The sequence below is a fragment of the Halosimplex aquaticum genome, assembly GCF_028747785.1.
Taxonomy (GTDB): domain Archaea; phylum Halobacteriota; class Halobacteria; order Halobacteriales; family Haloarculaceae; genus Halosimplex; species Halosimplex aquaticum.
This window is the reverse complement of sequence record NZ_CP118158.1, coordinates 3,506,810-3,528,892: the sequence shown is the minus strand read 5'-3', so window position 1 is coordinate 3,528,892 and position 22,083 is coordinate 3,506,810. Positions and strand designations below refer to the sequence as shown.

Here is a 22,083-nt window from a genome sequence, read left to right as displayed (position 1 = left end):
CATAGGGACCCCGCTCTCGCCGCGCGGTCGTCGGACCAACCGCCGAGCGCGTGCGCGCTCCTGACGGCGTCTCCGAGGGGGATCGAGTCGCTCGTCCCGGTTGTGCGTACAACGGAGTTCCGAGTGACTCACCGATGCGACGGGACGAACACTCAAACGTTCTGTATTTCTCCACCATTGTAATATATTGACATTATTTATTTATACTATTGTCCGGAATCGGTTTCCGCATGTCTGATAATACCATGCAAGATACGTGCGGTGACGAACAGAGACGAACGACGACGCGGCGGTCGGTGCTCCGGGCAGCGGGGGCAGGCGCCGCGACGCTGGCACTCGGCGGCCTCAGCGGCACGGCCGCGGCGGCGCCCTCGCGGCTCCACACGGAGGGGAAGTGGATCAGAGACGCCGACGGCAACGACGTGAAACTCCGCGGGCACGCCATGGCGGATCCTGGGTTCTACGAGCGGTCGCACCCGAAGTCGGCGATGGACGTGGCCCAGTGGGCGACAGACGCGGACCGCGGCTGGCACCCGAACCTGCTGCGGATCCCCTGCACGCAGGACTCGATCAGCCACTACGGTGCATCGAACTACGTCCAGAACCACGTTCGACCGATCGTCGACCTCTGCGCCGACCGCGGCATCTACGCCATGGTCGACCTGCACCTCGTCCGGCCCTACACCGAGCAGGCGACGGACGATTCGAGCACGAGCTACGACAAGTACCCCGACGAGGTGGTGCGGGACTTCTGGAACGCGGCCGCGCCGGAGTTCGCGGGCGACTCGCACGTCCTCTTCGAGCTGTTCAACGAGCCGACCGAGCCGGCCTACTGGGACGACGACCAGAAAGCCTGGAGCACCTGGAAGGGCGTCGCCCAGCCGTGGGTCGACCGCGTCCGCGAACTCGCGCCGGAGACGCCCGTCGTCATCGGCTCCCCGCGGTGGACCTCCGTCCCCGACGCGGCGCCGGACGACCCGTTCAGCGGGAACGACCTGATCTACTCGGGGCACATCTACCCGTCGAACGGCCAGCCGTCGGACTTCGACGGGACCTACGGCGCGCCCGCCAGCGAGGTCCCGATCTTCATCACCGAGTTCGGCTGGGACCCCGACGGCAACCCCGACGTCGACCAGGGGACCACCTCCGGGTGGGGCGAGCCCTTCCGGAACTGGGTGGAAGGCTACGAGAACATGGGCTGGGCCGCCTGGTGCTTCGACGACTCCTGGGCGCCGACCTTTTTCAGTTCGCCCGACGCGGGCGCGAACGAGCCATGGACGCTCAAGGACGGCGACGAGCAGGCCGGCGGATACATCAAGACGTGGCTCGACGAGACCGTCAACGGCAGCGGCGGCGACGGAAGCGACGGTGGCACGTCCGGCGGACTCGCCGACGGCACCTACCAGGTCGCCAACGTCAACAGCGGTCAGGCGATGGACGTCTCCGGCGGTGACACCAGCGACGGCGGGGACGTAATCCAGTGGCCCTACGGCGGCGCCGATAACCAGCAGTGGAACGTCACGCAGAACGGCGACGGGTCCTACACCTTCGAAGCGGTCCACAGCGGCAAGGTCCTGGAAGTCGCCAACGCCGGGACCAGCGCCGGCACGAACGTCCAGCAGTGGACCGACAGCGGCGGCGCCCACCAGCGGTTCGAACTGGTCGACCAGGGCAACGGCGAGTACCGGGTCAAGCCGGTCCACAGCGGGATGGCCGTCGGCGTCGCCGACGCCTCGACGTCCGACGGCGCGAACGTCGAACAGCAGTCCTGGACCGGCGGCGCCCACCAGCGCTGGACGTTCTCGTCGGTCTGAGACCGGGCGACCGGGACTCGCGGAGCGGTCGCCGCCGCTCCCGGCGCTCGAAGTCGAAGTCCGACCCGTCGCCGACGTGTGGGACACGGAGTAGCGGCCCGCTCCGGGCTCAGACGCCGGAACCGAACTCGTCCGTCGCGGCGTCGACGAGTTTCGCCTCCGCGCGCTGGAGGTGTCGACTCGCCGTCGACGGCGCGCAGTCCAGTTCGGCGGCCACGTCCTCGTGGGTCGCGTCCCGGGGCGTCTCGTAGTAACCCAGTTCGTGCGCGGCGGCCAGCGCGGCGCGCTGGCGGTCGCTCAGCCGGGACGCCGGGTGGTCGAGCGCGCCGCGGAACGTCCCGACCGTCTCGACCCGCACGTCCATCGCGTCGGGCGCCCGGTCGAGCGCCGCCTGGATGGCGTCCGCGTCGCCCACGACCCGGAAGTGCATGTCGCCGTCGCGGTAGACGATCGGTTTGCGGACGACGAGTCCGGTCCGCGTCCGCGCCCGCCTGACGGCCTCGAAGAGCGGCGTCTCGTGCGGTCGCACCGCCGCGAGGGCGTACGTCCAGCGCCCGTCCACCGCCGAGAGCGTGACGGACTCGACCGCCTCGGTTTCGGGCGCAGCGGCGGCGAACGGTTCGGCGTCGCCGCGGACGGCGAACAGCACCGTCTCCGCCTCGGCGGGCGTCGTGTTCCACTCCAGCACCTGCGTCTCCGCGACGCCGGGCGCGTCGGCCAGCATCGTGTAGAACGCCGGCGCGCGCTCGCCGTCGACCGCCGCAGTGACGCGGAGCTGTTTCACGACCGACAGCTGTCACGGATACGTGATAAATCCCCGTCGTATACTGCACTAAACGCCCACCCGGCCGGCGGGCGACGGTCGACGTGATGACCGACTCGACGCGGGCGGCGCCCGTCCTGACCACCGGGCGACCGCTCGACGACCGCGGCGACCCCCGACCGGGACCGGCGCTGGAACTCGACCGCGAGGGCCCGAGCGCGCGCCTCCTCCGCGAGTCACCGCACGCCCTCGTCTCCAGTCCGGGCGCCGACACGTGGGCGACCCTGCTCGAACGTCCCACGGACGGAGCGACCGACCGCCCCGGTCCCGCGGTCGATCACGACCGGCCAGTCCTCGTCCAGTGGCTCGGCCCCGACGCGCCCGAGCCGCCAGCGCACGTCCACCCGACGACGGAGACGTTCGAGGCTGTCGAGGGGACGCTGACCGTCGAAGTCGACGGGCGGACCCGCCGACTCCCGCCCGGCGAGTCCGCGACCGTCGACGCCGGCGTCGAGCACACCTTCCGCAACGCCACCGGCGGGACCGTCGCGTTCCGGGCCGAACTGCCGTCGATGCGGACGGTCGCCTCGCTCTACACGGTGTGGGCGCTCGACCACGAGGGCGCGTTCGGCGGCGACGGCGAGTACGGTCGGCCGGGACTCCTGCACGCGCTCCCCGTCAGCGAGGACGTGTATCCCGACACGGAGACCGCGGTCGCGCCCGTCACCGTCCAGCGGGCGCTCTGGGCGACCGTCGGTCGGCTGGCGCGCTCGCTGGGGTACACGGGCATCGACGAGGCGTACCTCGCCGACGCGTTCTGGGAGCGTCGGGTCGAACAGCCGCCTCTCTGACGCGCACGCCGCTCTCGGCTGCTGTCCCGATCAGACCGCCTCGCCGCCTTCGCGCCGGCGCTGTTCTCCGGCGCCGCCTCGTCCGGCGGGCCGCCTGACGACCCCACTCTGCGACCGATCCGCACACCAGCCGAACCGATAAGTGACGCCGTGCCGACAGGCGCGGCATGGACGAACTGCCTGCCGACGCGATCTACGACCGGACGCGGCCCGGCGAACTCGCCGTCTCGCCGGACGGCGACCGCGTGGCGTTCGCCGCCAGCGAGGCCGACTCCGACGAGGACGAGCGCCTCCAGTCCGTGTTCGTCGTCCCGGCCGACGGGAGCCGCGACCCCCATCGGCTGACGCGCGCCTCCGGCGCCTGGAACGTCGAGTGGTCGCCCGACGGCTCGAAGCTCGGCGTCGTGATGGTCCGCGACGAGGACATCGCCCTGCGAGTGGGGCGAGACGACGCGAACGCGGACGAGAGCGACGGCGGAAGCGATACCGACGGCGACGGGGACGGTGAGGAAGACGACGCCGACGGCGAGAACGGGGACGGCGAATCGCACGGGAACGGCGGCGACGAACCGAAGCCGCAGGTCTGGGTGTACGACCTCGAACTGGGCGGCGACGCCCGGCAGGTGACCGACCGCGAAAAGGGGGTCCGGGACTTCGACTGGGGGCCGGAGGGCGAGCGGATCGTCGTCTCCGCGCGGGACCCGACCGACGAGGAACGCGAGTACCTCGAACAGCGACGCGAGGACGGCCCCATCGAGACCGAACGCCTCCAGCACAAGATCGACGGACAGGGCTGGCTCGACACCGTGACGACCTACCTGTTCGTCGTCGACGTCGAGTCCAGCGAGGAGCGCCGACTGGACGACGCGTACGGCGGAGGGATCCTCGGGGGGCTGGCCGGCCTCCAGCCCGCCTGGCACCCGGGCGGCGAGCGGATCGCCTTCTGCTCGTATCAGGGGGACGACCCCGACGACACGTACGTCCAGCACGTCTACCTCGTCGACGCGGAGACCGGCGACCTCGACCGTCTCACGGAGGAGGGGAGCAGCGCGACGGCCCCGACCTGGAGCCCGGACGGAGAACGGCTGTCGTTCCTCTCGCGCGACCCCGCGAACTGGTACGCCCCGATCGACGTGGCGGTCGCCGACGTCGACGCGGGCGAGTACTCGATCGTGACGGACGACCTCGACCGGACGATGGGGATCTTCGGCGGTGGGCCCGTCTGGCTCGACGACGACCGGCTCGTCACGGCCATCGCCGACGAAGGGTGGACGCGCTTCGCGGAGATCGACGCCGACGGCGGCCATCGGCGCGTCTTCGACCGCCAGCCGCGCGACGAGACCCACCGGCAGTTCGACGCCGACGGCGGGACGGTCGCCGTCGTGCGGAGCCACCCCGCGGAAGGCACCGACGTGTACGCGATGGACGCCGCCGACCTCGACGCGGGCTCCGACGACCCGGACCCGCGGCGGCGGCTCACGGCACTCGACACCGACCTGCTGGAGGAGTACGACCACCCCGAGACGGCGCGGCTCACCTTCGAGAGCGACGACGGGACCGAGATCGAGGGGATCGCCTACCACCCGCCGACGTTCGATCCCGAGAACCCGAGCCCGCGACCGACGCTGTTGTGGATCCACGGCGGGCCGATGGCCTACGACCAGCCGCAGTTCGACTTCGAGGCGAGTTTCTGGACGAGCCGCGGCTATCTCGTCTACGAGGTCAACTACCGCGGGTCGACCTCCTACGGCCGCGATTTCTGCGAGGCGCTGAAGGGCGCGTGGAACACGCTCGAAGTCGAGGACCTCCTCGCGGGCACCGAGGACCTGGTCGAGCGGGGGTGGGCCGACCCCGACCGGCTGTTCGTCGGCGGGTTCTCCCAGGGCGGGGTCAACACCGCCTACGTCCTGACGCGGACCGACAGGTTCGCCGCCGGGCTGGCGGAACACGGCGTCTACGACCTGCGCTCGGCGTTCGGCACCGACGACTCCCACAAGTGGTTCGAACACGACTTCGGCCTCCCCTGGGAGAACCCCGAGGCCTACGACGCCGCCTCCTCGATCACCGACGTCCACCAGATAGAGACGCCCCTCCTGTTGACCGCCGGCGAGAACGACTGGCGCTGTCCCCCTACCCAGTCCGAACAGCTCTACCGCTCGCTCAGAAAGCGCGGCGTCGAGTCGAAGCTCGTCGTCTACCCCGACGAACACCACAACGTCGGCGACCCCGACCGCGCGGTCCACCGCCTGGAGACGCTCGACGAGTGGGTCGCTCGCTTCGACCCCGAGCGCGACGCACCCGACGGTACCGACGGCGGCGCGGAGTGACCGCACGGGGGGTCAGTCCCTAACCGAACGCGTACGCGAGGACGTAGACGACCGAGGAACCGATCATCAGGAAGACGAGGATCAGCGACAGGATCTGCTGCCGATCCAGGCCCGTGACGTTCATACGCGGACGTTACCGCGAGGACTGATATGGTTTTCGCGCCGGCGGCGCGACCCGTGAAAAGGTTAATAACGAGACAATTCGAACTACCGAGATGACGCCTCAACTGCCGTCGAACGAGCGATTCGTCTCGGTCGCGGGAACGCTGACCGCGATGGCGTTCGCGCTGGTCGGCGGTTTCCTCGCGCTCGTCGTCGCCTTCCCGGTGATAACCGCCACCGATCTCACGCCCGGGACGGCGGAACTGATACAAGGAGCGACCGGGATCGCCCTCGTCACCCTCGGCTATCTCGTCTTCCGGTTCGCGGCTCGCCGGGACGCCTCGCCCCGGTCCGAGGACGAGGAGACCTATTCGGACCCCGCCAGCACGCTCCTCTGGGGCTGGTGACGCCTCCGAACTCGACAGCCGCGTTCTGCGACTCGACCCGCTGCTATCGCCCATCGCTTCTCTGAACTCGACGTGCCAGTAGCGCCCGCTTCCCCGTCGCGACCACCGGACCAGCAACGTTTATCACCCGGTAGTATAACCTAGTAGTTATGCCGACGCAACTACAGCGCGCACGAGACGGGGAGGTCACGCCCGCGATGGAGCGGATCGCCGAACGCGAGAACGCCACGCCCGAGTTCGTCCGCGAGCAGGTCGCCGAGGGGCAGGCGGTCATTCCGTCGAACCACGGCCACGACTCGCTGGACCCGATGATCATCGGCCGGGAGTTCGGGACGAAGGTCAACGCGAACATCGGCGCCAGCGAGACCACGAGCGACCTGGAGGACGAACTGGAGAAGCTTCACACCGCCGTCCACTACGGCGCGGACACGGTCATGGACCTCTCCACGGGCGGCGACCTCGACCGGATCCGCGAGGCCAACGTCGAGTACTCGCCGGTGCCGGTCGGGACGGTCCCCATCTACGAGGCCGTCACGCGGGTCGACGACGTGGCCGATCTCACGCACGAACTCCTACTGGACGTCATCGAGAAGCAGGCCGAGCAAGGCGTCGACTACATGACCATCCACGCCGGCGTCCGCATGGAGCACCTGCCGCTCACGGACGGCCGCAAGACCGGCATCGTCTCCCGCGGCGGTTCGATCCTGGCTCAGTGGATCGAGGAGAACGGCATGGAGAATCCTCTGTACACGAAGTTCGAGGAGATCTGCGAGATATTCGCCGAGCACGACGTGACCTTCAGTCTCGGCGACGGCCTGCGGCCCGGCTGTCTCGCCGACGCCAGCGACGAGGCGCAGTTCGCCGAACTCGACACGCTGGGCGAACTCACCCGCACCGCGTGGGACCACGGCGTGCAGGTCATGGTGGAGGGGCCGGGCCACGTGCCGATGGACCAGATTGCGGACAACGTCGAGCGCCAGCAGGAGGTGTGTGACGGCGCGCCGTTCTACGTCCTCGGCCCGCTCGTGACCGACGTGGCGCCGGGCTACGACCACATCACCAGCGCCATCGGCGCGACCGAAGCGGCGCGGGCGGGCGCGGCGATGCTCTGCTACGTCACGCCGAAGGAACACCTCGGCCTGCCCGACGCCGAGGACGTTCGCGAGGGACTGGCGGCGTACCGTATCGCCGCTCACGCCGCCGACGTGGCCAACGGCCGCGAGGGCGCCCGCGACTGGGACGACGCCCTCTCGGAGGCGCGCTACGAATTCGACTGGCGCCGGCAGTTCGAACTCGCGCTGGACCCCGAGCGCGCCCGCGAGTTCCACGACCAGACCCTGCCCGGCGACAACTACAAGGAAGCCCGCTTCTGCTCGATGTGCGGCGTCGACTTCTGCTCGATGCGGATCGACCAGGACGCCCGCGACGCCGACGGCGAGGGCACGATGGAAGCCATCGACGACGAGACGGACATCGAAGCGTCGCCCGCCGCCGAAGTCAACCGGCCGCCCGTCGGCGAGCACGACGCCGCCGACGTGCCCGACCTCCCCGAGTTCGTGGAGTACCCCCATCCGGATCACGAGGAACCCGCGGACGATTAGTGCGCCGAGAGCCTGACGCGGTTGAATCGGCCCTATTCGTCCGAGAGTGCGCGGAAGCAGTAGACGAAGAAGAGCCCCAGAACGCCCACGGTCACCGCCGATAACGTCTCGAGTAGCTGTTCGGGAACGTCCACCCCGCCCACGTCGACTTCGCCAGCGGCGCCGTCCTCGAGGTCGCGGCCGTACACGCTCACGTCCTCACCGGCTAGACTCCGGCGGTGAAACTCGATTATCTCCGGTTCGCTCGCGTATTCGTGTCCCAGGTTTTCGTAGAGTCGGAACTGGGCCGCTACACCCGCCCGCTCGTAAGCGGTCTGGCAGAACGGGAATCGCTCTGTGGTCATGTCGTCCCCGTAGACCTGGCGCGCGGTTTCGCGTAAGGCGTCGCTCGTCCAGGCGTCGTCGTGCGGTAAGGTGTCGTTCGTGTCTTCGGCGCCCATGTAGAGGAACTGGTTGGTCTCGGAGAGCGCTGAGAGGTCGACGGGCGACCCGGTGAGCGATTCGACGTCGGCAATTCCCACCTGGTAGCGCAACGCGTCGCCGTTCGCTTCGGCCAGCGGCAGCAGGGCCATCCCGTTGAGACCGCCGGCTGTGACCGAGAGCACCCGCTCCGCGTGCAACACGGTGAATCGATCGGCGAAGTGGCCCGAGCTGGAAAACCCGTTCAGCATGATCTCCTCCCGGACGGATACGCCAGTCTCGGCCTCGATCCTGTCGATAGCGTGATCGACCATTGACAGCAGTTGTTCGTCGATCCGTTCGAGCGGCCCCCCGTCGATCGCGAGCGTATCTCGGTCCAGCTGGTGGGTGTAGTGGGTCCAATCGACGGGGTCCGAGTCCGGCCGCGGAAAGACGGGCACGAGGGCCGGGACCCCGAGTTCGTCCGCGATAGCCCGGGGGAATCCTCGCATCGTCTGGCGCGCGCCCTCGAGGTGTTTCTCGAACTCGTCTGTCGTCCCGCCCGGCGTGTCGTTGGGCTGGACGAGAATCGACGCGTCAGGACGGATTGACCCTGCCGAGGGGACGGAGAGGAGGTACGGATAGTTGAAGCCCGCGTCTGGATCGGCCTCGACGATCCGGACGTCGGCCGTGCGGGTGGCGTCCACTGCCCGGGACAGGCCGGAACCGATCCCCAGCATCGCGCCAGTCGCCTGTACGAAGCGGCGCCTGCCGGTCCGGGGATTCGGGGGCGTACCTCCCACAGTGGTCGTACAGGAGTAGAGAGTTCGGATAAGGATTCGGGTGGTGACAGCGGTGCCCGGTCGACACCCCGCTGTGCACTCGGCGCCTCGCACGAGACGAGGTGTCATCAGAACGTCGAGACGAGCTGGCAGGTTCAAACCCCGCGCGAGTTGTCGCGAGTGCTACGCACCTATTTGGGTCTGCGGGCCCCGGACACGAGTATGCGACGTAGTACCACAGCGGAGGTGAGACGGTGACCGACCGGTTCTCCGTGGCCGGCCAGACGGCCGTCGTCACCGGGGGAACGAAGGGGATAGGCCGCGCCGTCGCCGATCAGTTCGTCGCCGACGGCGCCGACGTAGCGATCTGCGCCCGGACCGAGGACGACGTGGACGAGACGGTCGCGGAATTGAACGAGGGGGACGGCGGCAGCGCCGTCGGCCGGACGTGCGACGTGCGCGAACGCGCCGAGGTCGAAGCGCTGGTCGACGCGGCGGCCGAGGAATTCGACACGATCGACTGTCTCGTCAACAACGCCGGGGCGAGCTTCATGGCCGGCTTCGAGGACATCTCGGAGAACGGCTGGGAGAGCGTCGTCGACGTGAACCTCACCGGAACGTACAACTGCACACAGGCCGCCCGCGAGCACCTCGCCGACGGCGACGGGACGGTGATCAACGTGGCGAGCGTCGCCGGCCAGCAGGGCGCCCCCTACATGAGCCACTACGGCGCCGCGAAGGCGGCGATCATCAACCTCACGAGCACGCTCGGCTACGAGTGGGCCGGCGACGGGATCCGCGTCAACTGCGTCGCGCCCGGGTACGTCGCCACGCCCGGGGTCGCCAGCCAGATGGGCGTCGAACCCGGTGATATCGATCGAGGGAACTTCGACCGCAACGTCGGCCTGAGCGAGGAGATCGCCGACGTGGCGCAGTTCCTCGCCAGCGACGCCAGTTCGTTCCTCGTCGGCGAGACGGTCACCGCCCGCGGCGTGCCGGACATCGAGGAGACCCCCGACCTATGACTCGAAACTCCACCCCGACCCGCGACGTGTTCCTCCCCGTCGCCGCCCAGCCGTCGATAGACACGCTCGTCGAGTACGCACAGGACGCCGAGGAACTGGGTTACGACCGCGCGTGGCTACCCGAGACGTGGGGCCGCGACGCCGTGACGGTGCTGACCGCTATCGCCGAGCGCACGGACGAGATCGGTATCGGCACCTCCATCGCGAACGTCTACTCCCGCTCGCCCGCCCTGATCGGCCAGACCGCGGCGACCCTGCAGGAAGTCTCCGACGGCCGACTCAGGGTAGGTCTCGGGCCGAGCGGGCCCGCCGTCGTCGAGGGCTGGCACGGCGTAGACTACGACCGGCCCCTGCGTCGGACCCGCGAGACCATCGATATCATCCGGCTCGTGCTCTCGGGCGACCGCGTGGAGTACGACGGCGACATCTTCACGCTCTCGGGTCTGCGTCTACGCTGTGATCCGCCGGATACGCCCCCGGGACTCGACGCGGCCGGGATGGGGCCCAAGTCCGTCGAACTGGCCGGTCGATTCGCCGACGGCTGGCACGCGCTGATGCTGACCCGAGACGGGTTGGGCGACCGGCTCGACGACCTCCGGCGCGGCGCCGAACTGGGTGATCGGGAGTTCGAGGACCTGCGCGTGACGCTCTCGCTCCCCTGTCTCGCGCTGGACGACCGCGAGCGCGCCCGGGGATTGGCCCGGAACCACCTCGCGTTCTACGTCGGCGCGATGGGCACGTTCTACCGCGAGGCCCTCGAACGGCAGGGCTACGAGGACGAAGCCGTCGAGATCGCCAGCGAGTGGGCCAACCGGAATCACGACGCCGCCGAGGCCGCGGTCTCCGACGAGTTGCTCGACGACCTGGGCGTCGCCGGCACGCCCGACGAGTGCCGCGAGCGATACGCCGAGTGGGAAGCCATCGACGGCGTCGACGCCGTTTCCGTCTCGTTCCCACGCGGCGCAGAGCCAGGGGAAATCGACGCGACGATGCGCGCGCTCGCTCCGGAGTAGCTGGTGGAGAGCGCCACGAGGACTCCAGCGGAAGCCGTGAGAGTTGCAGGCCGTGAATCGACTACAGCGCTCCTGACTCGTCACTACCGGCGTTGAAAGCCCCCGACCGCTGCGGTCCCGGGACTCGCTGCGCTCCTCACTACGCTGCGGTGCTTGCTTCGTCCGGGTTCCCGCAGCTGTCGGCCCCTTTCAGTCCCGCCCGGCACAGCACCGCAGACAGCCACACGCCTCCCCAGCCGATTGCGTTGCTCAGTCGCGTCGCTCCTTGCGCTACTCATCCCTCGCACGGCTCCGTCTCGCGGCCTCGCTATCGCTCGGCACGCTCGACAGCGCGCGCCACTGAAAATTTGGGCCCGATACGCCTCGAAAACCGCCTTACTCAGACTCGTCCGGGAAGATCTTCCCCGGGTTGAGAATCCCGTCGGGGTCGAGCGCGTCCTTGATCGAACGCATGACGGCCACGGAGTCGCGGCCGTGCTCGCGGTTCATGAACTGCCGCTTGCCCAGCCCCACGCCGTGCTCGCCGGTGGCTGTCCCTCCCAGTTCGATCGCTTTCTCGACGATGCGCTCGTAGGCGTCCTCACCCCGGGCGACCATCTCCTCGTCGTCGGGGTCGACGAGGATCTCGTAGTGGAGGTTGCCGTCGCCGGCGTGGCCGTAGCAGGCCATCGGGAGGTCGCGGTCCTCGGCGACCTCGCGGGCCTCGCGGACGATCGTCGGGAACGCGCTGATGGGGACGGTCACGTCGCCGGGGTGGAGCGGTCGCAGGTGCTCGCGGTAGTCGTCGAGCGCGTAGGCCATCTCGCGGCGCAGCTCCCACAGCTCGGCCATCTCCTCGTCGGCGGCCATCTCGAAGGAGAGGGGGTCGTAGTCGGCGAAGACAGCCCGGCAGAAGTCGATCTCCTCGTCGACGCCGTGGTCGGCGTGGAACTCGACGAACACCATGGGGGCGTCGGGGAGGTCGGTGCCGACGTACTCGTTGGCGACCTCGGCCGCGAACGAGCCCAGCAGTTCGATCTTCGCCACGTCGACGCCCGACTGGATAGCGTCGGCGATGGCCCCAGCCGCGTCCTCGAACGTCTCGAACACGGCGCGCCCGCCGCGGATCTGCTGGGGTCGGCCGGCGAGTTGCAATGTCGCCCGGGTGACGACAGCGAGGGTCCCTTCGCTGCCGACGATCAGGTCTTTGAGATTGTATCCCGCCGAACTCTTGACGGCCTCGCTGCCGGCCGAGATCACGGTCCCGTCGGCGAGCACGGCTTCGAGGTCGAGCACCCAGTCGCCGACGACGCCGTACTTCACCGCTTGCATTCCGCTGGCGTCTGTCGCGATCATCCCGCCGACGGTCGAGATGTCGCCCGACGAGGGCAGCGGCGGGAAGGTCAACCCGTGCTCAGCCGCGGCCTCGTCGACGGCGCTGCCGAGGACGCCCGGCTGGACGTCGACCTGGAGGTCCTCGGGGCGAACGTCGAGAATCTCGTTCATTCGGGTGGTGTCGAGGCTGATGCCCTCGTGGGCAGGAACGGCGTTGCCCTCCAGTCCGGTCCCGGCGGCGTAGGGGGTGACGGGAATCCCTCGCTCGTGAGCGCCGGCGAGGATCGCCGACACCTCCTCGGTGGTCGTCGGCCAGACGACGGCGTCGGGGCGGACCTCGTCCTCGGGGTGGGTGCCCCAGTCGCCGGCGTGTTCGTCGCGCGCGTACTCGTCGACCGACACCCGATCGTCGCCGACGGCGTCGGTCAGAAAGGCGTAGTCGGTCATTGCCTGAGTGAGCGGTCCCGTCGCATTTAGCTCCGTCGGCGGAGGAGACGGCCCCGACGACCGCCGTTCACTGACTCACCGACTGCTTCGCGGTGATCCGGTGCGTCAGCGAGTGGCCGATGAGCACGAGGCCGACGCCGGCGAACGCCGCCGCGGCCCAGCCGCCGAGGTCGGCCGGCCAGTGGCCGGTCGTCGTGCGCAGTGCGACCGAAACCAGCGCAGTGAAGACCAACAGCGCGCCGAAGTTCCGGGCACTCCAGAACTGCTCGTCGCGCGTGTCCCTCGTTCGATCCATCATTGACCACGTCGGAAGTCGGGAGCGGATGGCAATAACCGGAGCGCCAAAACAGTTAGAGCCGCCAGATCGCCACCGAGACGCGCCATTCGCCGCGAGCTGTGCGACGGGCGAGCCCCGGTCGGGTCGACTCTTCTACGCCCCCGTCAGCGGTTCGAACTCGTCGTTGCCGCACTGGCAGGTCCCGTCGGTCCCGAGCGGGACGACGGCGCCGTCCGCACCCATCTGTAACGAGTAGACCTGCCCGCATTCGGTGCATTCCCCCACCAGCGCCTCCTCGTCGACGGCGTCGGTCCCGTTCCGGTCTCCGCCCGTTTCGGCCTCGTTTCGCCCACCGCCCAGTTCGGTCCCGTCTCGCGCCCCCGCGTTTTCGGTCATCGCGCTGATACTACGGTGTCCGTCTATAAATTGTCACCTGCGAAATCTGTACGGAGTGGTTACCAGATGACGACGCGGACGAGTCGGCGTCGCGTACATCGGTCGCACCGCGCCCGACGGCGTCGTCCGTGGGACGTGTAGCGATGGGAAAACACGTCACTCTGTTGTCTGAACGGATTATCTCGGGAGGGCCGACTCGTCGATGGCGTCGCGCCGCCCGTCCAGCACGTCGAAGCGTTCGCCGCGGCGGGCCTCCAGCCACCGCAGCAGCCGCTCGGCCCAGACGAGTTTCCGGCGCTTGATCGGTCCGACGTCCGGGTCGTCGAAGTCCCAGCCCGCGAAGACCAGTGCTGCGGCGCCGCGGTGGTCGGCCAGGAAGGCGGCGCGGTCGCCGTCGGTGAATCCACCGGTGTTGTGGACCGGCCCCGCCGGCGCCGCCTGGGTCGTCGGCAGCACGTACTCGACCGCAAGGCGCGGTACCCGCTCGCGGAGCGCCGGGCGGTTGTCGCCGTGGGCGTGAACGCCGACGGGGTTCCCCTCCCGCGTCAACTCGCGAGCCACGTCGCTCTCCTCGTCGAGGTCTGTCACCATGCAGTCCACCGCGAGTCCGGCCTCCCGAAGTCGAGCGGCGGCGTCCGAGGCGGCCACGACGCGTTCGGCCGCTTCGACGCGATCGAGCTCCGCGTCGAGGGACGGCCCCGCACCGACGATAGCGACCGTCTCGCCGGAGTAGTTGAGGTCTGACGGTGAGAGTGTGCGAGCGTCGGCTTCGATCGCGTCCGACGGGTCAAGTCCGGGATCGGGGTCTCCGTCTGACGCGTCCGGGCCAGCGTCTGACGCGCCCGCACCTCCGCCGGAGGCCGCTTCGCCGGTGGAATCACCGTCGCTGACCAGGTCGGCGAGCAGGTCGCGGGCCCGTTCGTCGGCGGCGCGGTCGAACCCCATATCGGACAGGATCGCCTCGTAGACGGGCTCCCAGTCGTGAAATTCCATGGCTGTCGCTACGGTAGTTGGTCGCCAATAAACCGGATTAGCCGAAGTGGCACGGACAAGGTACCCCTACCCAGGTGCCCTTTCGGCCTTCACCCACCCGTTTTCGCGCATCCGGTATAAGTTTTCTCACCTCTTTTCGGCCCCGCCGCCCGGCAGCGTCCCCGCGAGCGGACGTGGAACGTCGGTTCTGTCCGCCAGGGCCGCCAGCGCGGCCGCCGATCCACATAAAAACCCCCTGCCCCCGTCCTCGGCGAGCAGGAACCGACAACCCGTGGCCTCCGCCGCCGCCCGCAGGCGTTTCCGCGTCGATTCGTTCAGGCCGGAAACGGCGTACAGCCGGCTCACGGCCACCGCGGGGTCGGCGTCGGTGACGCCCAGCCGTTCGAAGTGTCGGGCCGCCTCAGCCGGGGTCGTCACGTCCAGTTCCTCGACGGTGAGGTCACCGGCATCGCGGCCGGGACCGCTCCGTCCGCGCTCGCGGGCGAAGGCGTCGCCGACGAGGGCGGCGTCGCGCGTCTCGGCCACGTCGTGGGTCCGGATCACGTGCGCGCCGCGCTCGACGGCCATCGACGTGGCCGCGAGGCTCACCGGCAGCGCCTCCTCGGTCGAGCGGTCGGCGATCGACCGCAGGAAGTTCTTCCGGTTGATCGAGACGAGCATCGGCCGGTCCAGGCCGCGGAACTCCCGCAACCGGCGGAACGTCTCGCGGTCGTCCTCCAGGGTCTGGTCTTCGGCCCACCCGCCGAACGCCGGGTCGACGATGGTCTTGTCGGTCAGGCCGTTCTGTTTCAGCGCCTCGTACACCTGGTCGACGTAGTCCGCCCGCTCGGCCCACTCCGCCGACCGGCGCTCGGCCCACGGCGTCGCCCGCACGGCGCCGGGTTTCGTCAGGTCCGGCGGACTCGCCATCTTCGCGACCGCCACGTCGTACTCGCGACAGACCTCCGGCATCTCCGGGTCCGCGAAGCCGGCGATGTCGTTGACCATGTCGAACCCGCGGTCCAGCGCGGCCTCGGCCACCTCGGCGTAGCGCGTCTCGATGCTCCAGACGGCGTCGCCGGAGGTCGAGTGGAGCGTCTCGACGGCGGTGTCCAGCCGGTCGAGCTCCTGCTCGGCCGAGAGCACGTCGAAGCGCTTGTTGGCGGACTCCAGCCCGACGTCGACGATGTCGGCGCCCTCGCCGATCAGTTCGTCGTCGACGTACGCCGCGGCCTCGCCGGGGTCGTCGAAGACGCTCGGGTCGTAGGGCGACTCCTCGCTGACGTTGAGGACGCCCATGATCCGCGGGGGGTAGTCGTCGCCGATCCCCAGGCCCGCGGCGGTGACGTTCTGCATGCGCGCCCCTGCGGACTGGGACCGCAAAAACCGTGCGATGCGTCCGCCGGTGCTCGCCGACCCGCGGCCGCCCGCCTGCCGGCCGGCTCACGCTCACTCGCCCGTGCGGAGGCCGCGCCCGGGCCGGTCACTGGTTCAGGACCCGGACCGGTCACTGGTTCAGGAAACTGTTCGGCGCGCCCTTTGACCGCTCGTAGCGCGACTCCGGCAGCTTCGACGAGCAGTTCTTGCAGACGCTGTACTCCGGGTCGTTGTTCGTCCCGCAGTCGGGGCAGTACCCCGGATACTTCGAGGGCGTCGTGCTGACGAGCGTCGAGTAGTGCGACGGCAACACCTCGTCGTTCCGCGGCGCGTGCGCCGCGACCCGCCCGAGTGCGAGCCACGCGCCCATCGCGACCACGCCGAGCGCGAGCCCCGCCGCGAACACCATCGCCAGGAAGACCACCAGACTGGCCATGCGTGAGACAAGGTAACGTGTCTACATAAATCGTGGGTCGAGCGGAATCTCCGGTCTCGCCGCCTCCTCCCGGCGGCGCCAACACGGGCGCTTTTTGTCGACTCGTCGTCTACCCGCCGACATGGGCAAGGTTTCGATCGGTCTCCGCGGCTGGCGGTTCGACGAGGACGCGGTGTTCGACGCCGACGGCCGGATCCGGCCGCTGGGGAACATGGACGAGGACACCCGCGAGCGGATCGTCCGCCTCTCGGCGATGATGGGCGAGCCCTGCGACGCCTGCTATCTCGTCCACGGCGACGAGGACATCGAGCGGTGCAACCCCGCGCAGGCCATCTACGGCGAACCGCTCGGCGAGGTCCTCCTCTGTGACGACCACGAGGCCGACTTCGTCTACTGGTTCCAGGAGGAGGGCGGCAAGCGCCTCGCCGGCGAGCGAGAGCTCCAGGGGGCGTTCCACGACTGGTTCGCCGACGGCGGCCGCTCGCCCGAGGGGTTCGAACTCGAACACGTCGAGGAGGACCCCGACAGCGTCCCCGAGGCGCCCGACCCCGACGACGAACTCCCCGGCCTCGAAGAGGAGATCGAGGAGATGGACGACGAGGAGCTCGACGCGCTCGACCTCGACCTGACCGACCTGGACATCGAGTGATGACCGACGAAGCAGACCGGCCCGCCGCGGACGACGACACGGACCCCGACGCCGGCGGCCCCTCGATCACCGTCGCGGTCGTCGACGCCGAGACGCCGGGTAACATTGGCACCATCGCCCGGTCGATGAAGAACTTCGGCCTCTCGGACCTGTTGCTGGTCGATCCGCCGGAACTCGACCCCGAGGGCGAGGCCTACGGCTTCGCCGGGCAGGCCCGCGAGGACGTCCTCCCGAACGCCCGCGAGGTCAGCTTCGACTACCTCGTCGAGAACTTCCACACCGTCGGCTCGACCGCGGTGACGAACGAGGACGAACGGAGCCACACCCGCTATCCGTTCAAGACCCCGGCGGAACTCGCCGACAGCCTCCGCGGCGTCGAGACCGACACCTGCGTGGTCTTCGGGCGCGAACGCGTCGGCCTCACCAACGACGAACTCGCCCGCCTCGACGAGGTCTGCTCGATCCCCGCCGCCGCCGACTACCCGGTCCTCAACCTCGGCCAGGCGGCCACCATCGTCCTCTACGAACTCCGCGAGTTGACCGTCGCCGAGACCCAACACCCCGACGAGCGCCACCAGCGCGCCGAGGAGCGGGCGGTCGAAGGACTCGACGACCAGTTCGGGGACTTCCTGGAGGCGATCGACCACCCCGAGGAGAAGCGGCCGAAGGCCCGGCGGCTCTGGCGGCGGCTGGTCGGCCGCGCACACCCCACCGGGCGGGAGGCGACGACCCTCCGCGGCATCTTCCGCCGCGCGGCGCAAGCGGTCGAGCGACGCGACGAGGAGTGAGCCCGGGCGGCACGGCGATCTGTGCGCGGTGGTGACCGAACCGGAACGGGCCGCCGACCTATTTACGACCGGTGGGCGAAGCGGGGACGATGCCGCTGGCACGCGCCGACGTCAGGGACGTCTGTTTCGCGCACTGGCCGGTCGAGCCCGCGAGCCTCGCGGCGGTACTGCCGGACGCGCTTGCGCCCGCGACGCGGGACGGGACCGCCTGGGTCTCCGTCCTCGCCCAGCGGACCCGGGCTGGCCTCGGCGGTCTCCCCGGTCGCTACGAATTTCCCCAGGTCGCTTGCCGAACCTACGTCGTCCCCGACGGGGACTCCGCCCCCGGACTGGGCGATCCCGCTGTCGGCGTCTTCTTCCTGCGAGTCGCGGCCCCGAGCAGACTCGCGACGCTCGGCGGTCGGATCGCCTTCGGGATCCCGTACGTCCGCGCGCCGGTCGACCTGCGGCGGACGGCCGAGTCGATACGAGTCCGGACCGAGTCGGATGACGGCGCGCGCTACGTCGCGTCCCTGGCCCCCGAGGGCGATCCGACGCCCGCGGACCCGGACTCGCTCGTCGCCTAGCTGACCGAGCGCTATCGCTACTACCTCCCGGACGGTCGCGACGGCGAGATCGGCCACGGCCCCTGGCGGCTGGCGACGGCCACCGGGAACGTCCGCGAGAACGGGCTGCTGGACGCCGTCGGCGTCGAAAGCGGCGCCGATCCGATCCTGCAGTACTCGCCCGGGACCGACATCCGGCTGACGAAGCGGGCCTGAGTCGGCGCAGTCGCTTCGCTGGTCGGGCCACTCGGCGGTCAGTCGACTGCGATCCCGTCTCTCTACTCCGATTCCCGTCCGCCGTCGCTGCGTGCCGGGGCGTCGCCGTCGGCGGCGGCGCGACCGTCGGCGACCGTCCCGTCGCCGCGCTCGACGACCACGCCGTGGCGCGTCGTCGCGACGAGGTCGGCGAGCAGGTGGGCGTACAGGGAGGCGCCGACGAGGCCGGCGAGGTACGGCCGCCACAGCCACAGGGCGGGCACCGCGATCCCGCCGATGACGACGTGACTCAGCAGGCGGTTCAGCGCCCCCACGATCCCCTCCTCGAAGATCTCGTCCTGCGCGAAGAAGACGATCCGCGGGTCGCGCAGACAGCGGTAGATGGGGTCCAGATCCCCCGCGTTGTACCACGCGAGGAAGAAGTGGTCGAAGTCGATGCCGACGCCGACGGCGACCGCGACGGCCACGACCGCCCACATCGGGATCGGCGGAGTCGTTACCGCGAGCGCGGCGAGGCCGACGACCAGCGAGATCGCGGCGTGGGCGCCCGACTTCATCGCGGCGCCCCGGAGTCGTCGACCGCGGTGCCCGTCTCGGTCCCGTCGCGCTCGGGGACCGTCCGCTGGATTATCGACAGCCCGGCCGCGCCGGCGAGGAAGGTCCCGGTCGCGAGCAGGAGCGTCCACGACTCGGGCGCCGGCCACAGGCCCATCCCGGCGGCCTCGACGGCGCCCATCGGCGTCGCCGTCGCGCCGACGAGCACGACGCCGAGCCCCGCGCTGAGCACGCCGACCGCGATCCCGAGGACGACGAGCACCAGCCAGACGGCGGCGGCACCGCCGACGGCCGACCGGACGTCCGCGCCGTCGACCGCGAGCGCGAGGAAGGCGACGGCGAGGACGCCGTAGTCGACCGCCCCGCCCAGCGCCCCGACGGCCGATCCGCCGACCGCGAGCCAGAAGTACGGCGCCCCGAGCGCCAGCCGAGAGGCCACCTCGATCCCGAACCAGAGGGCGGCGACGACGCCCATCACCCGCGCCACGCGAACGACTGCCCGCGGGCTGACCCGGGGGAGGCGGTGGTCGGTCGGTGCGAGCGGGAGCCCGCCGGTGTCCCGGTCGCCGAGGGCGTCCCGGAGGACCGCGCCGCCCGCCGCGGTCGCGACGAGCAGGCCGGCGGCGAACAGCCCCTCCTGGAGGGCGCCCGCGACGCCGTTGACGAGCACTGTCTCCGTGACCGACGACGGCTCGGCGACCAGCCTGACCAGCGGCGACACCTCGATGGCGACGCCGCCGACGAAGACCGCGATCGCCAGCCGCCGGACGGACGGCCGGGTGATCGACTCCTCGCCGGTGGCGACCCGCTCGCCGAGGCTCAACAGCGCGACGACGGCCAGCCAGTCGGTCGCGACGCGCAGTCCGAGCGAGTTGACGAGCGTCACGACGCTCCGGAGCGGCCGCGGCGGCACCGAGGCCAGCGTCACGGTCGCGACCGCCAGCAGGAGCGTCGCGACGAGCGCACTCGCGCCGCGTCGCCGGGTCGCCCTCATCGGCATCCTACCCCGCTCGCTCCTGGATCTCCTCGCGGAGGACGCTGCTGACCGTGTCGCCGTCGGCCTTCCCGCGGAGCTCGCCCATGCACTCGCCCATCAGCCCGGAGAAGGCGCCCATCCCCTCGGTCTCGACCTGCTCGGCGTTGCGTTCGACGACCGTCACGACCGCCTCGCGCACCTCCTCGGCGCCGACGCCGCCCAGGTCCTGCTGTTCGACCGCTTGTTCGGCGGTGAGGGCGGGGTCGGCCGCGAGCGCTCGCAGCAAATCGTCCAGCCCCTCCCGGGGCACCTCGCCGCCGTCGACCAGCGCGAGCGCGTCCGCGAGGTGCTCGTCGGTCAGGTTCTCGACGGCCACGTCGTCGCGGCGCAGTTCCGTCAGCGTCGATTCGAGGGTGCCGGCCGCCAGCGTCGGGTCCACCCCGTCGGCGACGACCTCCTCGAACAGCGGCATGTACTCGCCGTAGGCGACCTGCTCGGCCAGCCCCGAGTCGAGGTCGTACTCCGCCTGGTAGCGCTCGACCTTCTCGGTGAGCAGTTCCGGCTGGTCGACCTCGGTGGGGTCGGGTTCCACGGGCGGGACGTCCGTCTCGGGGTACATCCGCGCCGCGCCCGGCAGCGGCCGCAGGTAGCGCGTCGTGCCGTCCTCGTTGGCGCCGCGGGTCTCCTCGGGGACCAGTTCGAGGGCGTCCGCCGCGCGCTCGACAACCGCGTCGACGGCCAGTTCGGTCGTCTCGGGGTCGTCCGCGACGAGCGCGACCGCGTCCTCGGGGCTCGCGTCCACTGCCTCGCGCAGGGCGTCGACTTCCTCCTCGGTGACGCCGTAGGCCGGCAGTTCGTCCGTGTGGAAGATGCCGCCGGCGCCGTGGCGCTTGGCGTGGTCGGACAGTTCGGTCCCCAGCCGGCGGTCGGGCTGGATCTCCCGGCCGACGAGCCCGTCGAAGCCCTCCAGTCGGACGGCCATCACGTTCCCGCCGCTGGAGAGCGCGCCGCCGATGACGCCCGAGTCGGTGTCCTCGAAGACCTCGGTGACGTCCCGCGGGTCGCCGACGGACGCGTCGCGCGCCTGGAGTTCGTCGGCGATATCCAGGAGTTCGACCTGCCGGCGGACCTCGTTACGGACGATGTCGTCGATGTCGTCGAGGCTCTGGACGCCCTTGATCTCGACGCGGGCGCCCTCGGCGATGGAGACGTTGACGTCCTGGCGAATAGTACCTAAGCCGCGCTTGACCTGCCCCGTCGAGCGCAGGAGCATCCCGATGCGCTCGGCGGCGTCGCGGGCCTGCTCGGGCGAGCGGATGTCCGGCTTGGTCCCGATCTCGACCAGCGGGATCCCCAGCCGGTCGAGCGAGTAGCGCACCCCCGCATCGGTCTCCTCGACGCGCTGTGCGGACTCCTCTTCGAGCATCAGGTCCTCGATGCGGACCGTGCCCTCGTCGGTCTCGATAGCCCCGTCGCCGGCGACGCGCATCGTCCGCTGGAACCCCGTCGTGTTCGACCCGTCGACGACGATCTTCCGCATGACGTGGACCTGATCTGCCACCGTCGCGTCGAGCAACTGGGCGATCTCCATGGTCACGTCCATCGCCTCGCGGTCGACGCGGTGGGGCGGCTCGTCGTCCTCCTCGACGAGACAGGTGGTGTCGTAGGCGAGGTACTCGAACTCGCGGTCGACCATGCTCTCTTCGAGGGCGGCCTCGTCGATCTCCCCGAGTTCGCTCTTGGTCGGGTGGAGGTAGCGCGTGAACGTCCGCTGGGCGGCCTCGGGCTCCCGGAGCTCGGTGGGACACGGGCAGAACAGCTTGTGCGCCGTGTCCAGTTGCTGGTGGATCTCCAGCCCTGCCACCAGCCCCAGGTCCTCGTAGTCGTAGTCGGCGTCGCTCATTGGTGAGTCCTGCGAGGGCGTCGGGCAAAAAACACACCCTTCGGTCGCCGCCCGGGCGGCGCGCCCCAGTGAATCGCGCTCGCACGGACGGCGTCGGAGAGAACCACCGTGCGGTAGGCTCCCGACTTACAAAGGACTCATATTCACC

General features: G+C 70.1%; 20 protein-coding genes and 1 pseudogene. 10 read left to right on the top strand and 11 right to left on the bottom strand.

The window, feature by feature from the left end; translation table 11 throughout:
- Positions 1 to 230 precede the first annotated feature (230 nt).
- Positions 231 to 1,814, top strand: a complete 1,584-nt coding sequence (locus PSC72_RS17575; RefSeq protein ID WP_274322724.1) for an RICIN domain-containing protein — start codon at positions 231 to 233, stop codon at positions 1,812 to 1,814.
- Between the two features lie 109 nt (positions 1,815 to 1,923).
- On the opposite strand, the gene PSC72_RS17570 is transcribed toward PSC72_RS17575, so the two are convergent.
- Positions 1,924 to 2,598 (bottom strand): helix-turn-helix domain-containing protein, encoded by a 675-nt coding sequence (locus PSC72_RS17570; RefSeq protein WP_274322723.1) that lies wholly within the window; start codon positions 2,596 to 2,598, stop codon positions 1,924 to 1,926.
- 86 nt (positions 2,599 to 2,684) lie between these two features.
- On the opposite strand from PSC72_RS17570, the gene PSC72_RS17565 reads away from it, so the two are divergent.
- The 4 genes from PSC72_RS17565 (at position 2,685) to thiC (ending at position 7,865) form a co-directional block, all read left to right on the top strand.
- Entirely contained in the window at positions 2,685 to 3,428 is a 744-nt protein-coding gene (locus PSC72_RS17565; RefSeq protein ID WP_274322722.1) for a cupin domain-containing protein, read from the top strand.
- Positions 3,429 to 3,595: 167 nt separating this feature from the next.
- Positions 3,596 to 5,755, top strand: a complete 2,160-nt coding sequence (locus tag PSC72_RS17560) for a S9 family peptidase (protein ID WP_274322721.1) — start codon at positions 3,596 to 3,598, stop codon at positions 5,753 to 5,755.
- 215 nt (positions 5,756 to 5,970) lie between these two features.
- On the top strand, positions 5,971 to 6,264 hold the full coding sequence (locus tag PSC72_RS17555; protein ID WP_274322720.1) for a hypothetical protein: 294 nt from the start codon (positions 5,971 to 5,973) through the stop codon (positions 6,262 to 6,264).
- 149 nt (positions 6,265 to 6,413) lie between these two features.
- Entirely contained in the window at positions 6,414 to 7,865 is a 1,452-nt protein-coding gene (gene thiC, locus PSC72_RS17550) for a phosphomethylpyrimidine synthase ThiC (RefSeq protein ID WP_274322719.1), read from the top strand.
- A 32-nt stretch (positions 7,866 to 7,897) separates the two neighbouring features.
- Here thiC and PSC72_RS17545 read toward each other — a convergent pair whose 3' ends face one another.
- Complete coding sequence (locus tag PSC72_RS17545) at positions 7,898 to 9,067, bottom strand: hypothetical protein (protein WP_274322718.1); 1,170 nt, start codon at positions 9,065 to 9,067, stop codon at positions 7,898 to 7,900.
- 233 nt (positions 9,068 to 9,300) lie between these two features.
- On the opposite strand from PSC72_RS17545, the gene PSC72_RS17540 reads away from it, so the two are divergent.
- A complete protein-coding gene (locus PSC72_RS17540; RefSeq protein ID WP_274322717.1) occupies positions 9,301 to 10,071 on the top strand; it encodes an SDR family NAD(P)-dependent oxidoreductase in 771 nt (256 codons plus the stop codon).
- Positions 10,068 to 11,084, top strand: a complete 1,017-nt coding sequence (locus PSC72_RS17535; RefSeq protein ID WP_274322716.1) for a TIGR04024 family LLM class F420-dependent oxidoreductase — start codon at positions 10,068 to 10,070, stop codon at positions 11,082 to 11,084. The genes PSC72_RS17540 and PSC72_RS17535 overlap by 4 nt, the downstream gene beginning before the upstream one ends.
- 375 nt (positions 11,085 to 11,459) lie before the next feature.
- Here the strand turns inward: PSC72_RS17535 and PSC72_RS17530 are convergent, their stop codons facing one another.
- The 6 genes from PSC72_RS17530 to PSC72_RS17505 form a co-directional block, all read right to left on the bottom strand.
- Entirely contained in the window at positions 11,460 to 12,845 is a 1,386-nt protein-coding gene (locus PSC72_RS17530) for an FAD-binding oxidoreductase (RefSeq protein WP_274322715.1), read from the bottom strand.
- Positions 12,846 to 12,912: 67 nt separating this feature from the next.
- A complete protein-coding gene (locus PSC72_RS17525; protein ID WP_274322714.1) occupies positions 12,913 to 13,140 on the bottom strand; it encodes a hypothetical protein in 228 nt (75 codons plus the stop codon).
- Between the two features lie 135 nt (positions 13,141 to 13,275).
- Entirely contained in the window at positions 13,276 to 13,518 is a 243-nt protein-coding gene (locus tag PSC72_RS17520; RefSeq protein ID WP_274322713.1) for a hypothetical protein, read from the bottom strand.
- Positions 13,519 to 13,695: 177 nt separating this feature from the next.
- Entirely contained in the window at positions 13,696 to 14,511 is an 816-nt protein-coding gene (locus tag PSC72_RS17515; protein WP_274322712.1) for a 6-hydroxymethylpterin diphosphokinase MptE-like protein, read from the bottom strand.
- A 126-nt stretch (positions 14,512 to 14,637) separates the two neighbouring features.
- A complete protein-coding gene (gene folP / locus PSC72_RS17510) occupies positions 14,638 to 15,846 on the bottom strand; it encodes a dihydropteroate synthase (protein WP_274322711.1) in 1,209 nt (402 codons plus the stop codon).
- Between the two features lie 151 nt (positions 15,847 to 15,997).
- Positions 15,998 to 16,303 carry a DUF7577 domain-containing protein gene (locus PSC72_RS17505; RefSeq protein WP_274322710.1) on the bottom strand — a complete coding sequence of 102 codons (306 nt, stop codon included), beginning with the start codon at positions 16,301 to 16,303 and terminating at the stop codon, positions 15,998 to 16,000.
- A 121-nt stretch (positions 16,304 to 16,424) separates the two neighbouring features.
- Here PSC72_RS17505 and PSC72_RS17500 point away from each other — a divergent pair, with 121 nt between their 5' ends.
- From PSC72_RS17500 to PSC72_RS17490, 3 genes and pseudogenes are all read left to right on the top strand, one after another.
- Positions 16,425 to 16,952, top strand: a complete 528-nt coding sequence (locus tag PSC72_RS17500; protein WP_274322709.1) for a hypothetical protein — start codon at positions 16,425 to 16,427, stop codon at positions 16,950 to 16,952.
- Complete coding sequence (locus PSC72_RS17495) at positions 16,952 to 17,740, top strand: RNA methyltransferase (protein WP_274322708.1); 789 nt, start codon at positions 16,952 to 16,954, stop codon at positions 17,738 to 17,740. The genes PSC72_RS17500 and PSC72_RS17495 overlap by 1 nt, the downstream gene beginning before the upstream one ends.
- Before the next feature lie 89 nt (positions 17,741 to 17,829).
- Positions 17,830 to 18,501, top strand: a pseudogene (locus PSC72_RS17490) (DUF2071 domain-containing protein).
- 62 nt (positions 18,502 to 18,563) lie between these two features.
- Here the strand turns inward: PSC72_RS17490 and PSC72_RS17485 are convergent.
- From PSC72_RS17485 to gatE, 3 genes are read right to left on the bottom strand one after another with little or no spacing between them, the layout of a single operon-like run.
- Positions 18,564 to 19,058, bottom strand: a complete 495-nt coding sequence (locus tag PSC72_RS17485) for a hypothetical protein (RefSeq protein WP_274322707.1) — start codon at positions 19,056 to 19,058, stop codon at positions 18,564 to 18,566.
- A complete protein-coding gene (locus tag PSC72_RS17480) occupies positions 19,055 to 20,050 on the bottom strand; it encodes a hypothetical protein (RefSeq protein WP_274322706.1) in 996 nt (331 codons plus the stop codon). The genes PSC72_RS17485 and PSC72_RS17480 overlap by 4 nt, the downstream gene beginning before the upstream one ends.
- Before the next feature lie 7 nt (positions 20,051 to 20,057).
- Complete coding sequence (gatE, locus tag PSC72_RS17475; RefSeq protein WP_274322705.1) at positions 20,058 to 21,935, bottom strand: Glu-tRNA(Gln) amidotransferase subunit GatE; 1,878 nt, start codon at positions 21,933 to 21,935, stop codon at positions 20,058 to 20,060.
- Between the last annotated feature and the right edge of the window lie 148 nt (positions 21,936 to 22,083).